This window comes from Rhizobium sp. 05L419 (assembly GCF_056397845.1).
Genome location: NZ_JBFTOF010000008.1, coordinates 121,780 through 136,071 on the forward strand (window position 1 = coordinate 121,780; position 14,292 = coordinate 136,071).

General features: G+C 61.8%; 16 protein-coding genes and 1 pseudogene. 15 read left to right on the forward strand and 2 right to left on the reverse strand.

What is annotated here, in order from left to right; genetic code table 11:
- The first annotated feature begins 2 nt into the window (after positions 1-2).
- The 9 genes and pseudogenes from AC1DMK_RS13290 to AC1DMK_RS13330 all read left to right on the forward strand — a co-directional run bounded on the left by AC1DMK_RS13290 (position 3) and on the right by AC1DMK_RS13330 (position 6,679).
- Positions 3-1,112 (forward strand): carbon-phosphorus lyase complex subunit, encoded by a 1,110-nt coding sequence (locus tag AC1DMK_RS13290; protein ID WP_477859575.1) that lies wholly within the window; start codon positions 3-5, stop codon positions 1,110-1,112.
- On the forward strand, positions 1,109-1,990 hold the full coding sequence (locus AC1DMK_RS13295; protein WP_477859577.1) for an alpha-D-ribose 1-methylphosphonate 5-phosphate C-P-lyase PhnJ: 882 nt from the start codon (positions 1,109-1,111) through the stop codon (positions 1,988-1,990). The genes AC1DMK_RS13290 and AC1DMK_RS13295 overlap by 4 nt, the downstream gene beginning before the upstream one ends.
- Positions 1,991-2,189: 199 nt before the next feature.
- Entirely contained in the window at positions 2,190-2,966 is a 777-nt protein-coding gene (gene phnK / locus AC1DMK_RS13300) for a phosphonate C-P lyase system protein PhnK (protein ID WP_477859579.1), read from the forward strand.
- A gap of 70 nt (positions 2,967-3,036) precedes the next feature.
- A complete protein-coding gene (gene phnL, locus AC1DMK_RS13305) occupies positions 3,037-3,747 on the forward strand; it encodes a phosphonate C-P lyase system protein PhnL (protein WP_477859581.1) in 711 nt (236 codons plus the stop codon).
- A complete protein-coding gene (locus AC1DMK_RS13310) occupies positions 3,744-4,364 on the forward strand; it encodes a DapH/DapD/GlmU-related protein (protein WP_477859583.1) in 621 nt (206 codons plus the stop codon). The genes phnL and AC1DMK_RS13310 overlap by 4 nt, the downstream gene beginning before the upstream one ends.
- A gap of 199 nt (positions 4,365-4,563) precedes the next feature.
- Positions 4,564-4,929: a hypothetical protein gene (locus AC1DMK_RS13315; RefSeq protein WP_477859584.1), complete on the forward strand. Its 366-nt coding sequence runs from the start codon at positions 4,564-4,566 to the stop codon at positions 4,927-4,929.
- 263 nt (positions 4,930-5,192) lie between these two features.
- Positions 5,193-5,569, forward strand: a pseudogene (locus tag AC1DMK_RS13320) (adenylate/guanylate cyclase domain-containing protein); the annotation flags it as partial.
- 135 nt (positions 5,570-5,704) lie between these two features.
- Complete coding sequence (locus AC1DMK_RS13325; RefSeq protein WP_477859586.1) at positions 5,705-6,106, forward strand: hypothetical protein; 402 nt, start codon at positions 5,705-5,707, stop codon at positions 6,104-6,106.
- Positions 6,107-6,136: 30 nt separating this feature from the next.
- Complete coding sequence (locus AC1DMK_RS13330; RefSeq protein ID WP_477859680.1) at positions 6,137-6,679, forward strand: ribonuclease H family protein; 543 nt, start codon at positions 6,137-6,139, stop codon at positions 6,677-6,679.
- Between the two features lie 68 nt (positions 6,680-6,747).
- On the opposite strand, the gene greA is transcribed toward AC1DMK_RS13330, so the two are convergent.
- On the reverse strand, positions 6,748-7,230 hold the full coding sequence (gene greA, locus AC1DMK_RS13335; protein WP_477859588.1) for a transcription elongation factor GreA: 483 nt from the start codon (positions 7,228-7,230) through the stop codon (positions 6,748-6,750).
- 155 nt (positions 7,231-7,385) lie between these two features.
- The gene (locus tag AC1DMK_RS13340; protein ID WP_037062712.1) at positions 7,386-7,649 is read right to left on the reverse strand and encodes a hypothetical protein; all 264 of its coding nucleotides are present in this window, start codon (positions 7,647-7,649) and stop codon (positions 7,386-7,388) included.
- A 202-nt stretch (positions 7,650-7,851) separates the two neighbouring features.
- Between AC1DMK_RS13340 and rsgA the strand changes: the two genes are divergently transcribed.
- The 6 genes from rsgA to AC1DMK_RS13370 all read left to right on the forward strand — a co-directional run bounded on the left by rsgA (position 7,852) and on the right by AC1DMK_RS13370 (position 14,291).
- Positions 7,852-8,871, forward strand: a complete 1,020-nt coding sequence (gene rsgA / locus AC1DMK_RS13345; RefSeq protein WP_477859590.1) for a ribosome small subunit-dependent GTPase A — start codon at positions 7,852-7,854, stop codon at positions 8,869-8,871.
- A gap of 358 nt (positions 8,872-9,229) precedes the next feature.
- Complete coding sequence (gene phnC / locus AC1DMK_RS13350; RefSeq protein WP_037062709.1) at positions 9,230-10,075, forward strand: phosphonate ABC transporter ATP-binding protein; 846 nt, start codon at positions 9,230-9,232, stop codon at positions 10,073-10,075.
- 90 nt (positions 10,076-10,165) lie between these two features.
- Positions 10,166-11,071: a phosphonate ABC transporter substrate-binding protein gene (gene phnD / locus AC1DMK_RS13355; protein ID WP_477859592.1), complete on the forward strand. Its 906-nt coding sequence runs from the start codon at positions 10,166-10,168 to the stop codon at positions 11,069-11,071.
- Between the two features lie 70 nt (positions 11,072-11,141).
- Positions 11,142-12,113, forward strand: coding sequence for a phosphonate ABC transporter, permease protein PhnE (phnE, locus tag AC1DMK_RS13360; RefSeq protein WP_037062706.1), 972 nt, complete (start codon positions 11,142-11,144; stop codon positions 12,111-12,113).
- An 8-nt stretch (positions 12,114-12,121) separates the two neighbouring features.
- Positions 12,122-13,462 (forward strand): phosphonate ABC transporter, permease protein PhnE, encoded by a 1,341-nt coding sequence (gene phnE / locus AC1DMK_RS13365; protein ID WP_477859594.1) that lies wholly within the window; start codon positions 12,122-12,124, stop codon positions 13,460-13,462.
- Positions 13,463-13,595: 133 nt separating this feature from the next.
- Complete coding sequence (locus AC1DMK_RS13370) at positions 13,596-14,291, forward strand: DUF1045 domain-containing protein (protein WP_477859596.1); 696 nt, start codon at positions 13,596-13,598, stop codon at positions 14,289-14,291.
- Position 14,292 lies beyond the last annotated feature (1 nt).

Genomic DNA, 14,292 nt, shown 5'->3' on the forward strand with positions numbered 1-14,292 from the left:
CCATGTATGTTGCTGTCAAAGGGGGCGAGGCCGCCATTGCCAACGCCCACCGCCTGCTGGCCGACCGCCGCCGCGGCGACCGCTCGTTGCCCGCCATCGGCATCGACCAGATTGTCGCGCAGCTGGCGCTCGCCGTCGACCGCGTCATGGCGGAAGCATCGCTCTACGACCGCACGCTGGCGGCCCTTGCTGTCCGCCAGTCGCGCGGCGACATGATCGAGGCGATCTTCCTGCTGCGCGCCTACCGCACGACGCTACCGCGCTTCGGCTATTCCCTGCCGGTCGATACATCGAAGATGAAGATCGAGCGCCGCGTGTCTGCCACCTATAAGGATCTTCCTGGCGGCCAGCTACTCGGCCCAACCTTCGACTATACCCACCGCCTGCTCGACCCCACGCTCCTGACCGATGAAGCCGTCGACGAGCCGACGCTGCGCGACGCCGAAAGCGGCCGCGTCATGCGCGTCTCCGAGATTCTGGCCGAAGAAGGCCTGATCGAGGGCGACGGCGAAATGCCGGAGGATCACGAAATCGGCGACCTGACGCGTGAGCCGATGGAATTCCCGATGAGCCGCGACCTTCGCCTGCAGGCACTTGCCCGCGGCGACGAAGGCTTCCTCCTGGCGCTCGGCTATTCCACCCAGCGCGGCTACGGCCGCAACCACCCCTTCACTGGCGAAATCCGCATCGGCGAGGTCGAGGTGGAGTTCGATGTTCCCGAACTCGGCTTTGCCGTCTCACTCGGCGCCATCCAGGTCACGGAATGCCAGATGGTCAACCAGTTCAAGGGCTCGTCCAAGGCGCCGCCGCAGTTCACCCGCGGCTATGGTCTGGTCTTCGGCCAGAGCGAGCGCAAGGCCATGTCGATGTCGCTGGTGGACCGTGCGCTGCGCGCCGAGGAACTCGGTGAAGACATCACGGCACCGGCCCAGGACGAGGAATTCGTCATCTCGCACGCCGACAACGTCCAGTCGACCGGCTTCGTCGAGCACCTGAAGCTGCCGCACTATGTCGACTTCCAGGCCGAACTCGATCTCGTCCGGCGCATGCGCAACGAATTCGAAGCCGTCCGCAGCGGCAGCGACGACAGCATCAAGGAGGCAGCCGAATGACCGATCTTGCCAGCTACAACTTCGCCTACCTGGACGAGCAGACCAAGCGGATGATCCGCCGCGCGATCCTGAAGGCGATCGCCATCCCCGGCTATCAGGTTCCCTTCGCTTCGCGCGAAATGCCGATGCCTTACGGCTGGGGCACCGGCGGCGTGCAGGTCACGGCCTCGATCATCGGCCCGGACGATGTCTTGAAGGTTATCGACCAGGGCGCCGACGACACCACCAACGCCGTCTCGATCCGCGCCTTCTTCCAGAAGGTCGCCAACGTCGCGGTCACCACGCATACCAAGGACGCGACGATCATCCAGACCCGCCACCGCATCCCGGAGGAAAAACTCGGGGCCAATCAGGTGCTCGTCTACCAGGTGCCGATCCCGGAGCCGCTACGCTTCCTCGAGCCGCGCGAGACCGAGACCCGCAAGATGCATGCGCTTGAGGAATACGGCCTCATGCATGTGAAGCTCTACGAGGACATCGCCCACAACGGCCGCATCTCCAAGACCTACGCCTATCCGGTCAAGGTGGCCGGCCGCTACGTCATGGACCCGTCGCCGACGCCGAAGTTCGACAACCCGAAAATGCACATGTCGGATGCCCTGCAGCTCTTCGGCGCCGGCCGCGAAAAGCGCATCTATGCCGTGCCACCCTACACCGAGGTCGTAAGCCTCGATTTCGAAGACTACCCCTTCGAAATCCAGCGCTTCGGCAAGCCCTGCGCGCTCTGCTGCGCCGAGGAAGTCTACCTCGACGAAGTGGTTCTCGACGACAAGGGCGGCCGCATGTTCGTCTGCTCCGATACCGACCATTGCGAGGACCGCCGCGCCCACGGGCATGCCGGCGACATGCTGGCACCGAGCCGGGAGGCGGCGGAATGATGCGCGCCTCTGTCTCTCCCTTCTCCCCGTCGGGGAGAAGGTGGTCCGGAGGGTCGGATGAGGGGGCCTTCGCCGCACACGCGTCCGTCGCGTCCCGCTCCGGCCGTTCGCTCCATCAGTCGCTCACCCCCTTATCTGCCCTGCCGGGCATCTTCTCCCCGTGGGAGAGAAGAGGACACGCCGCCGCGGAGACACTACAATGACCGACACGCCACTTCTCAAAGTCAACGACGTCTCGAAATTCTACGGCAACCGCATCGGCTGCCGGAACGTCGCCTTCGAACTCTGGCCGGGCGAAGTGCTTGCCATCGTCGGCGAATCCGGCTCCGGCAAGACGACGTTGCTCAACTGCATCTCGACACGGCTGATGCCGACCACCGGCAGCGTCGAGTATCACATGCGCGACGGCGCCTATCGCGATCTCTACCGCATGAGCGAAGCGGAACGCCGGTTCCTCATGCGCACTGACTGGGGTTTCGTGCACCAGAATCCTGCTGACGGTCTGCGCATGACGGTGTCGGCCGGCGCCAATGTCGGTGAGCGCCTGATGGCGATCGGCGACCGCCACTACGGCAATATCCGCTCGACTGCCGTCGACTGGCTGGAACGCGTGGAAATCGACGCGGACCGCATCGACGACCAGCCGCGGGCCTTCTCCGGCGGCATGCGCCAGCGCCTGCAGATCGCCCGCAATCTGGTGACCGGGCCACGTCTGGTGTTTATGGACGAGCCGACCGGCGGCCTCGATGTGTCGGTCCAGGCCCGCCTGCTCGATCTCGTCCGCGGTCTCGTCAACGATCTTGGCCTTGCCGCAATCGTGGTCACCCATGACCTTGCGGTCGCGCGCCTGCTCTCGCATCGCATGATGGTGATGAAGGACGGCTACGTCATCGAACATGGGCTGACCGACCGGGTCCTTGACGACCCGCGCGAACCCTATACGCAGCTTCTCGTCTCCTCGATCCTGCAGGTCTGATCGCACCTCCCCTCCGCAAGCCGTCTAGCGGCTTCCGGACCTCGGTCCGCGAAACTAAGGAAAAGAAATCATGGCAACGCCTCTCGTTGTTTCCGAAGTCGCCAAGAGCTTCACCATGCACCTGCGCGACGGCATCAAGCTGCCTGTCGTGTCCGACGTGTCCTTCTCGGTGGCGTCAGGCGAATGCGTCGTCCTCGGCGGTCCTTCGGGCATCGGCAAAAGCTCGCTCCTGAAGATGATATACGGCAACTATGCCGTCGATACCGGCCAGATCCTCGTCAAGCATCAGGAGCGCATCGTCGATCTTGCGACGGCCGATCCGCGCACGGTGATCGACGTCCGACGCCGGACGCTGGGCTATGTCAGCCAGTTTCTGCGCACGGTCCCGCGCGTCGCGGCAATCGACGTCGTCGCCGAGCCGCTCGTCGCGCGCGGTGCAAAGGCCGAGGTGGCGCGGGAAAGGGCGGCAGAGTTGCTTGCTAAGCTGAACCTCCCCGAAGCGCTTTGGCAACTGCCCCCGGCGACCTTTTCCGGTGGCGAGCAGCAGCGCGTAAACATCGCCCGCGGCTTCATCACCGAGCACACGATCCTGCTGCTCGACGAGCCAACCGCTTCCCTTGACGCGAAGAACCGTGCGGTCGTCGTCGGCATGATCGAGGAAAAGAAGAAGGCGGGCGTCGCCCTTCTCGGCATCTTCCACGACGAGGCAGTCCGCGAAGCGGTTGCCGATCGCATCCTAGATGTCCAGGCATTCTCGCCGCGCAAGGCGATCGCCGCATGACCAGGCAGCTTGGCGAAAAGCCATATATCCACGAAACCGCCTTCGTGAAAAACGCCAGTTTCGGCCCGTTCACGGAGGTGTCGGAACGCTGCCGCATCGACGAAGTCGAGTTCGGCGACTACTCTTACGTCATGCAGGACGGCGCCATCTGGTGCGCGACGATCGGCAAGTTTGTCAACATTGCAGCCTCGGTGCGCATCAACGCCACAAACCATCCGACCTGGCGCGCGACGCTGCACCACTTCACCTACCGCGCCGCCGACTACTGGCCGGACGCCGACATGGAAACGGATTTTTTCGCCTGGCGCCGTTCCAACCGCGTCGTCATCGGCCATGACGTCTGGATCGGCCATGGCGCAACGATCCTGCCCGGCGTCTCCGTCGGCAACGGCGCCGTGATCGGCGCAGGCGCTGTGGTTTCCAAGGATATCGCGCCGTACACGATCGTCGGCGGAGTGCCCGCCAAGCTCATCCGCGACCGGTTTCCGAAGGAGATCGGAGAGCGCATGGACAGGCTCGCCTGGTGGGACTGGGATCACGACGGCCTGCGGGTCGCGCTGCAGGATTTCCGGAACCTGAGCGCCGAGGATTTTCTGGCGCGGTATGAGGTTGATTGAGGTTGCCATAGCGATCGGCGGCGGCAGCGGTATTGCCGCCGCCGTGGCCATAACGCGCTCGATGCCTTCCGGCAGGGCAGTCCCCGACTTAAGCCTTTCTTAGACGGAAGCTGCTACGGCTCCGATGATCCTCACAAGAAAGGCTTCGGCTATGCGTTGCGTTCAATATGCACTTCGGACTTTGACTTTTGGCGCGGTAATGGCGATCGCCTCTGCGGCGTGGTCGGCGGGCTTTGACAACATCATCCTCTCCGCAGCCGAGGACGCCGAGACAACCGAAACCAACTTCTCGCCGGAGACCGCAAAGATATTCGTCTCGGCGGATCTGACGGACGAGGTCAAATCGGGCTCCAAGGTCACCGTATCCTGGATCGCCGTCGACACAGGCGGCGCAGCTCCGGCGAACTACAAGATCGACGAGGTCGATCTCGATATCAACATGATCGACAACCACGTCAATTCGGCGCTTAGCAGGCCGAACAGCGGCTGGCCCGTCGGAGACTACGAAGTTGTCTTCTCGGTCGATGGCAAGCCGATGGAAGCCGTCGATTTCTCGGTCAAGTAACGTCTGACGCTTCCGGGCTCCCGTGCTCCGTCACCACACGGGCACGGTTGTCCCGGCGAGCGGTTCAATCTTTCAATACATCGCAGTTGGCCCTCGGCGACTGTGTGCTGATCTCGAACGCAGCCGAAGTTGGCTCAATTGCGGCGTTATGTAAGTGCGCGCTAATTCACGATTTCGCGAAACGAGCTGTGAGTACGCGCATCACAGAGGAATCCCGCAAACATGCAGCCATTCTCGCCGCCGACGTTGTCGGCTTCAGCCGCATGGCCGAGGCTGACGAGGACCGGCCGCTGGCACGGCTGAGAGCCCTGCGCAGCGACCTGATCGACCCACTGTCTCTATGTACAACGGGCGCGGGGTCAAACGTTCAGGCGATGGCGCCATCGTCGAGTTCCGCGTCGTCGATGCCGTGCGTTGCGCCATCGAGGTACAGAACAGCATGGCCGTGCCCGAAGATCGGCGCATCGAGTTTCGAATCGGCGTCCATATCGGCGACGTCGTGGAAGAGAGCGACGGCGACCTGGCGGGCGATTGGGTCAATATAGCCGCGCGGCTGGAAGGCGTGGCGCTGCCAGGTGCGATCTGCCTGTCGGAGGATGCCTATCGCCAGGTGCGGGCGCGGCTCGACATTTCGGTGAACGTGTGGACGCAAAAAAGTGGGAATTCTTGTAAGAATCGGAAACACTTTGTGACTAAGTCGTTACAAAAGCTGCGTTTTTCGACTTGTGGCGGAAACCGACATGATGGATATTAGAATCATCTTGAGGAAGCCGTCATGATCAGAATGATTGAAGACCCTGCCGAACTGGCAGGCGAAGATATCACTGGCAAATATATTCTGCGGAAGTTGAACTATCATTGGTTCGCTTACGGCAAGGCCGGTATCGTGACCGCGTGCAAAGGATCGATCTTGCAGATCGACCGAGAGGAGACGGTCTACTCCGAACGATGGGGTCGCCGCGCCTATACCGGCACCGGCAAGCGCTATCCCGGCGGCATCTGTCCGATATCGGTCGTCGCCTGCGTTTGCGATACGCCGGATGATGTGAACGCAGTCATTCAGCTGGATGTTGAAGCGCAAGACGAATTCTATCAGCTGATCGCCAAGGCGGAAGCCAGGGTACACGCCCTTGCCGCGTCCTCTCAAAACCAGTTGTTTCTCGCCGCTGCCGAATAGGTGCTGACGGCTGAGTCTCCACACGGCGAAATGGCCGACATTCCCGGCAAGCTATGCTCCCCCGCCGATGCAACCGGCATGGCGGAAACCCAACACGGGCTTCATCTCTTCGCGGACGGTTGTTACGAACCGCTCTCCGGAGAAGGGGGGTGGGCATTTGTCGCCTACCGCGATGTCGTGGAAATCGCGTCCGACTTCGGCGGTGTTCAGGATTCCTCCAATAATTCTATGGAATTGATGGCCCTGCTCAAGGCCGCAATATGGATCGGCAGCAATGCCATCGGTGAACCGGCGGTCATCTGGTCCGATTCCATCTATGTCGTCAGAGGCTGCAACAGCTGGCGGCATATCTGGAAGAACAACGGCTGGAAGAAAATAGGCGCGAACGCGAATTTGCGGAACCGAACGATAGCCAATCCGGAACTCTGGAAAGCCATCGATCGTCTGTTGTCCCACAACCACTTGGTGAGCATCGCCTGGTGCAAGGGCCATTCCGGCATTGCCGGCAACGAACGCGCCGATGTACTCGCCGATAACGGACGCCTGTCGATGCAGCGTGGCAAACGCCCGTGATTGGCGGAAACGGATGCTGCTATTGAATCGCGTTAGGGCCGCAGCGTTCAAATGGTGGTCGTGGCGCTCTACGATATGGCAATGATCTCGAGTTCCTGACCGCCGACTTGAGTAACATCCCCGACAGATTTGCCCATCAGAAACCTTGCTACCGGCGATACGAAGGAAATCGATCCGGCCTTGGGATCAGCCTCGTCCTCTCCCACGATACGATAGGTCTGTACGCGCCCATCGTCACGGCTAAAGGTAACCGTGCTTCCAAAGGCGACGGCGTCGACCGAAGCGGGATCAGGGACAACCTGAGCCGTGCGAACTCGTGCCGCAAAGTAACGCGTGTCACGCAAGGGGTTTGCCGCCTGTCGTCGTCGTTCATTCACGTCTTCAATTGTACCGGCAGCATCGTAGGCCTCGCGCGCCTGTTGGAGCTGCAACTCCAGAGCCCTCAATCCCGCTTCCGTAACAAGGTTCGGGTGAGGCGAAATCGTGCGGTCGGGCAGCAGGGTTTCCGAAGCGGTTTCGGAACTCTCTTCCTTGGTGAAGGCAACGCTCAATCTCGAACTCCATTTAGGCGCATGGACATTTGTACAGACGGTCGTCAGAGCTACACTATACGCTGAGAATAGATGGACCGCCAATCCTGACCGGTCTTTGGCCTACGCCGACCCAATTCCCGGCCGGAGCCATGCTCTGGCCCTGACAATCGACCCTAATCCGCCGCAGACTCGTCGAGAATATTCTGCGCCAGTTCGCTGATCGCGACCTCAGCCTCCTCAAGCGTCCAGCCGACCGCTTCAGCGCGTTTTGCAAGAGCCGATATGACAGGCGAAAGCCGGCCGCCCGCGGCATCAACGATCTGGCTCGACGGCACGCCGCGGGCGATTTCGTTGAAGGCGCCTTCAAGCGCTTCCTGGCAACCGATATCACGGTCCTTGTATGGAGCATCGCTCAGAGGTCTGTTCAAGATTTGCATGTTGGAGTTCCGGCATGATGATTGAGATGTGTCGCAGTCCGAATATCTTAAATTCCGAGGTTCCGCTAACCCGCAGATGATGTCATTGTCCGCCACGAACTGGCCGCAAGCAAGCCCGACATGCTTCTGCTGCCGATGTCCTGGGTTATGGCACGACGGAGATGACAACAGTGAATGAAACGCCGCACCCTTCGGTGAGACTTTGACCGCAGACGCCGAAGCGGCATTCCTTGAATCGCTGGGTTGGTCGGTGTTTTTTTCCGACCAGTTGGAGCCTGCCGAACTTGGGCTCGCGGCGCGACGCATTGCCGAGGTTCATCGTAGCCGTCTCAGCGTCGTCTCGTTGGGCGGCCTTACCAGGCTCGGCATCTCGCATCAGGTCAATACCGGCGACTTTGCCGTCGGTGACTGGGTGTTGACCGACCCGCAGAATCATTCGCTCGTTCGCCGGTTGGAACGCAAAACATTGCTGCAGCGTCGAACCGAGGGCAGACATAGCCAGCAGCTCGGCGCCGCCAATGTCGATACCCTGTTGATCGTCACTTCCTGCAATGCTGATTTCAATGTTGCCCGCCTGGAGCGTTACATCGCGCTCGCCAATCAGGCCGACACGACGCCGGTGATCGTGCTGACCAAGGCGGACACGGTGCCCGATGCAGAGACCTACGAAGAGCAGGCAAAGGCGCTGCAGCGCGATCTGCCGGTGATCGTGCTGAATGCCAAGACGCAGGATGCGGCAGCCGCGCTCGCCCCCTGGTGCCAGTTCGGGCAGACGATCGCACTGATCGGCTCCTCCGGCGTCGGCAAGTCGACGCTGGTCAATACGCTGGCCGGATTGTCGGGCGAGAGCTTGCAGGAAACCGGCGGCATCCGCGAGCGCGATGCCAAGGGACGCCACACCACCACGGCACGCTCCCTGCATGCCATGGCGGGCGGCGGCTGGATCATAGACACCCCCGGCATGCGCACGCTGCATGTGAGCGATGTGGCCGAGGGCATCGACCTTGTGTTTTCCGAGATCACCGAACTCGCACCGCTCTGCCGCTTTCGCGATTGCACCCATGACCACGAACCCGGCTGCGCCGTCCAGGCTGCCGTCGATGCAGGCACCCTGCCGGCAGAACGCCTGGCGCGCTGGAGGACCCTGCTTGCGGAAAACCGCAAGAACACGCCGCAGTTGACCGGACCGCGCGGCAACAAGATCTTTCAGAAGAAGCGCTGACAGGCGAGGGGGAACCCGCGAGCCGGGAGGACGCGACGAATGCGGCACGACTGGCGGTGGTTTTGTGGCGCCGCACGGGTCATTTTGCCGACCTGCCCGACCCCTCACGAGCACCGGCGCGCCGTTCGTTCGGAGGGCTCGGGCATGCCATTGAAACAATAACACGAATCTCACGGCACGCCCGTTTCCCCTGCGCGCCAAGGGCAGCGCCCGTTCGGTGACTGGCTCAATGAGCTGTGACCAATGCATCCGGCAAAGCCCGATTGTGACAGTCGTTACACAAAACTGACATTCACCGTTCACGAAGCCGGACTAATGCACTCCTTCATATCGCGTTTGGAATATGAGGAAGAGCATGATGTTCGAGCTGAGGAATGTCACCCGCCGTTTCGGAAAGAAGACAGCCGTTGATGCTGTGACGCTTGACATTCCTCAGGGCCAGATGGTCGGCATCATCGGTCGATCCGGCGCTGGCAAGTCGACGCTTCTGCGCATGATCAACCGCCTGCAGGAGCCGAGCGCCGGCTCTATCCATTTCGCCGGTGTCGAAGTATCCGGTCTGCGCGGCCAGGCATTGCGCAACTGGCAGCGCGACTGCGCCATGATCTTCCAGCAGTTCAATCTCGTGCCGCGCCTGGACGTCCTCACCAACGTTATGCTCGGTCGCCTGAACCACCGCTCCACCACGATGAGCCTTCTCGGTATTTTCAGTCGTGAAGAGCGCATTCATGCCATTGCAGCCCTTGAGCGCCTGGGCATCGAGCAGACCGCGCTGCAGATGGCCGGCACGCTCTCCGGCGGTCAGCAGCAGCGTGTCGCGATCGCCCGCGCCTTGATGCAGCACCCGAAGATGCTGCTCGCCGACGAGCCGATCGCCTCGCTCGATCCGCTGAATGCCAAGATCGTCATGGACGCCCTGCGCGACATCAACGAGCGCGACGGCATCACTGTGATCACCAACCTGCATACGCTCGATACGGCCCGCAACTATTGCGAACGCATCGTTGGCATGGCCGCCGGTCGCGTGGTGTTCGACGGCAAGCCCTCCGAACTGACGGCGGATGCCGTCAAGCAGATCTACGGTACCGACAAGGACGGCGCCGGTATCGACGAGACGATGACCTCGACCTCGATCAACATTCCCGCGGCTGCGGCCGCGCAAAAATCCGCCGGCCTGCAACCGCTGGCGCTGGCCGGGCTCTGAGAGGGGCGGCCTCGATCGCAAGCCCGCGTTATGGGCACAGTTCTTCGTAAACAGAGATCGCCGGGGACACCGGTCAATCAGGAGAGAACCATGTTGAAGAAAGCACTTTTTGCCGCGACGGCGCTGTTTGCGCTGGCTGGCGCCTCGCACGCGGCAGAGCTCAAGGAATTCCGCATCGGCATCCTCGGTGGTGAAAATGAAACCGACCGCCTGCGCAACTACGCCTGCCTCGCCGATCACCTGAAGCAGGAGTTCGGCTTCGAGAAGGTTTCGCTCTTCCCGGCCGCCGACTATGACGGCGTTATCCAGGGTCTCCTCGGTGGCACGCTCGACTTCGCAGAACTCGGCGCTTCCGGCTACGCAGCGATCGCGATCAAGAACGAGAAGGCAGTAACGCCGATCCTGACAACGGTCCAGAAGGACGGTTCGACCGGCTATCACTCGATCGGTCTGGCCCTCAAGTCTTCCGGCATCAAGACCATCAAGGATGCCAAGGGCAAGAAGCTCGGCTACGCCGACCCGGATTCCACCTCGGGCTACCTCATTCCGCTGACGCAGATTCCGAAGGACACCGGCATGCCGAATGACCAGTATTTCGCGTCCACGCAGTTCAACGGCGGCCACGAGAACAACCTCCTCGCTGCCTATGACGGCAAGGTCGACATCGCTGTCGACGACAGCTCGGGCATCGGCGATTTCAAGGACGGCTACACCTCCGGTACCTTCCGCAAGGGCGTCGACAAGGGCACGATCGATCCGAACAAGCTCGTCGAAGTCTGGCGCTCGCCACTGATCCCGAACGGCCCGCTCGTCGTCCGCAACGAAATCGGTGCCGCCTGGCAGGCAAAGCTCTCGGACTTCTTCATGAAGCTTCCGGAGAAGGACGCCAAGTGCTTCGCAGCTATCGAAGGCGGCGACTACCACGGCTACACCAAGGTTCAGCCGGACTTCTACAACGCCATCATCGAAGCGCGTAAGGCTGCCATCGGCGGCTGATCGATCCTGATAGCTGGAGGGCGGCCGATAACGGCCGCCCTTTTTCCTGCGAAGAAAGCGGACCCTGTTCATGACTTTTGCCGATCCCCACGCCCACGCGCCGGCCACGCAGCAGAGCGCCCGTGAAATCGGCGATGCCTGGAGCAGGATGGCGGCTCGCCGCCGTCTCTATACCGGCCTCGGCCTCGTGATCCTGTTTGCCGCCTTCGTCGCGTCCGTCCGTTTTGCCGACGAAAGCAACGCCGGTCACTTCTTCGACCGTCTGCCGCACCTCTTCGACTTCCTGAGCTGGCTCATTCCGAAGGATTGGAACGACGTCTGGCGCGCCTTGTTCGACATCGCAACCCCGACGCACAAGACCGGCGAAGAGTTCAATTTTGCGGAGGGTCGGGTACCCCTCTGGGGCGGCTTCTATATTCCCGAGTACTTCGAGCTGATGATCATCACGATCAACGTCGCGCTCGTCTCGACCATCATCGGCTTCATCTTCGCCGTACCGCTGAGTTTCCTCGTCGCCCGCAATCTTGCGCCGTCCAATCCGCTGCGTATTGTCGCCAAGCGCTTCACCGAATTCCTGCGCGCCTTCCCCGAGATCGTCATTGCCGGCCTGTTTTCGGCGATCCTGTCGATCGGCCCGGTCGCCGCCATCATCGCGGTCAGCCTGCACACCATCGGCGCGCTCGGCAAACTGTTCTACGAGGTTGTCGAAAACATCGACATGAAGCCGGACGAGGGCATGAAGGCGGTCGGCGCTAGCTGGTCGGAGCGCGTGCGTTTCGCGGCCATGCCGCAGGTCATGCCGAATTTCGTGTCCTATGCGCTGCTGCGCCTCGAGATCAACGTCCGCGCCTCCACCATCATCGGTGCGGTCGGCGGCGGCGGCATCGGCGAGGAGCTGAAGCTTTCCATCTCGCGCGGCTTCGGCGCCAAGACGGTGGCGCTGGTGCTCCTGCTTTTCATCACCATCGTTGCGGTCGACCAGTTCTCCGCGTGGCTGCGTCGCCGCCTTGTCGGTGAGCATGCCTTCCTTTTGCAGCATTGAGGTCCGCCATGACGGTGATCGACGCCAACCGGATGCACGAGATCGAAGCGCGCTATCCCGAATATTTCAAACGCTCCTTCCGCCAGCGTTTCGGCGGCTTGACGGTGGTGATCGCGACGCTCGTCTATGCGCTTTACGCGACATGGTTCTTCGACCTGCCGAAGCTCCTTGCCGAAGCCCATTGGGAGCGCATAGGCCTCTATCTCAGCCAATGGGTAAGCTACGATGTGCAGCCGGAATTCCGCATCGGCGACAGCGGCATCACGGTCAAGTACCCGCGCTTCTCGCCGCTGGGCGACAATCCGCACCCCGACTGGGTCGTCAACAATCCGGACGGCAGCGTCAGCGTTTCGATCCGTGGCGCCGGCCGTACCGTCGCCGTTTCCAAGGCGGAAACGATAGTCACCGCCCACGGCATCAGCGTCCCGGTAGTGGTTTCGAGCGGCGCGCCGAAGGTCATCGGCCCGGTGCCGAGCTGGATGACCGTCTATGACGACAACGTCCTGGCCGACCTCGGCTTTGCCGGCGACGTCAGCATCTCGGTCGATCGCGTCAAGGTGCGCAAGCGTTTCCTCGGCTGGGCAAATTTCGTCTTCGACACCCAGTCGCCTTTCTTCGACAAGCCGGCTGGCGAGGTGATCCGCCTGATCGTCTCAGGCCCCGAGCTCAATCCCGGCCAATCAAACCTGTCGCTTGCCTTCGACAACGTCTGGAACAACAGTGCCTGGCAGCACGGCGATGTCTGGACCAAGCTGTTCCAGACGATCGTGATGGCCTTCCTCGGCACGTTGCTGGGCGCGCTCGTGGCCTTCCCGCTGGCCTTCTTCGCTGCCCGCAACATCACGCGGAACCGCCTGCTCAACCAGGTCCTGAAACGCTTCTTCGATTTCCTGCGCTCGGTCGACATGCTGATCTGGGCGCTGTTCCTGACACGCGCCTTCGGTCCAGGCCCGCTCGCAGGCAGCGGCGCGATCTTCCTCACAGAGACGGGAACGCTCGGCAAGCTCTACTCCGAGGGGCTGGAGAACGTCGACAACAAGCCGCGCGAGGGCATCAAGTCGACCGGCGCCTCGACGGTGCTCACCCATCGCTACGGCATCATCCCGCAGATCGTTCCTGTCTTCGTCAGCCAGACGCTCTACCAGTGGGAATCGAACGTCCGCGGCGCGACCATCATCGGCGCGGTCGGCGCCGGCGGCATCGGCCTCAAACTCTGGGAAGCGATGCGGACGAACGCAAACTGGGAAAACGTCGCTTACATGGTGCTGTTGATCCTGATCGTCGTCTTCCTGTTCGATATGGCATCGAATGTGCTGCGTCACCGGCTGATGGGAACAAAGGTGCACTGAAAAAATATCGGGATCGCCTCGGACCATCATCATTCTGTCACGGAGATCTTTTAGCCGGAAGCCAGCTTGCGGTGAGCGGTCAAATCACTGAAGACTTCCATCCGCATTCCGAACGATTTCCAGGATAATGGCCTTGCGCTACGCACTCTACTTCACGCCGCCGAAGGACGATCCTTTGAACGGAGCGGCCGCGCTCTGGCTCGGCCGCGATGCCTTCACCGGCGAAACTTATCCGGCTCCCGATCACCGCGAACTGCCTGCCGGCGAGCAATTCGAGCTGACCGCCGATCCCCGTCGATATGCCTTCCACGCAACGATCAAGGCGCCATTCGCCCTGGCCGCATCGGTCACCGAGAAAGACCTGCTTGATGTCGTCGAGGATTTCGCCGCCCGCACGGCCGCCTTCGACATTCCGGAGCTCGTGCTGGGGCAGCTGGGCCGGTTCTTCGCGCTCGTGCCGGGGTCGCTGCATCCGCCGCTCCAGGATTTCGCGGCCAGGGCGGTAAAGTCCTTCGAACCCTTCCGCGCCGCCTTGTCGGACGCCGACATCGCGCGCCGGAACCCGGAAAAGCTGAGCGAAAGCCAAAGGGCCAATCTGTTGCGTTGGGGCTACCCTTATGTGATGGATGACTTCGGCTTCCATATGACGCTGACCGGCCAAGTGCCGGAGGAGCGCGCGGGCGTGATGAAGACCATCCTGGCGGAACGCTTTTCTGCCTTCACCAACCGACCGCTGTCGATCTCCGGCCTAGCGGTATTTATCGAAGAGGCGCGCGGCGCGCCGTTCAAAGTTCATTCCTGGTGGCCGCTTGCCGACGCCAAACGCTGAA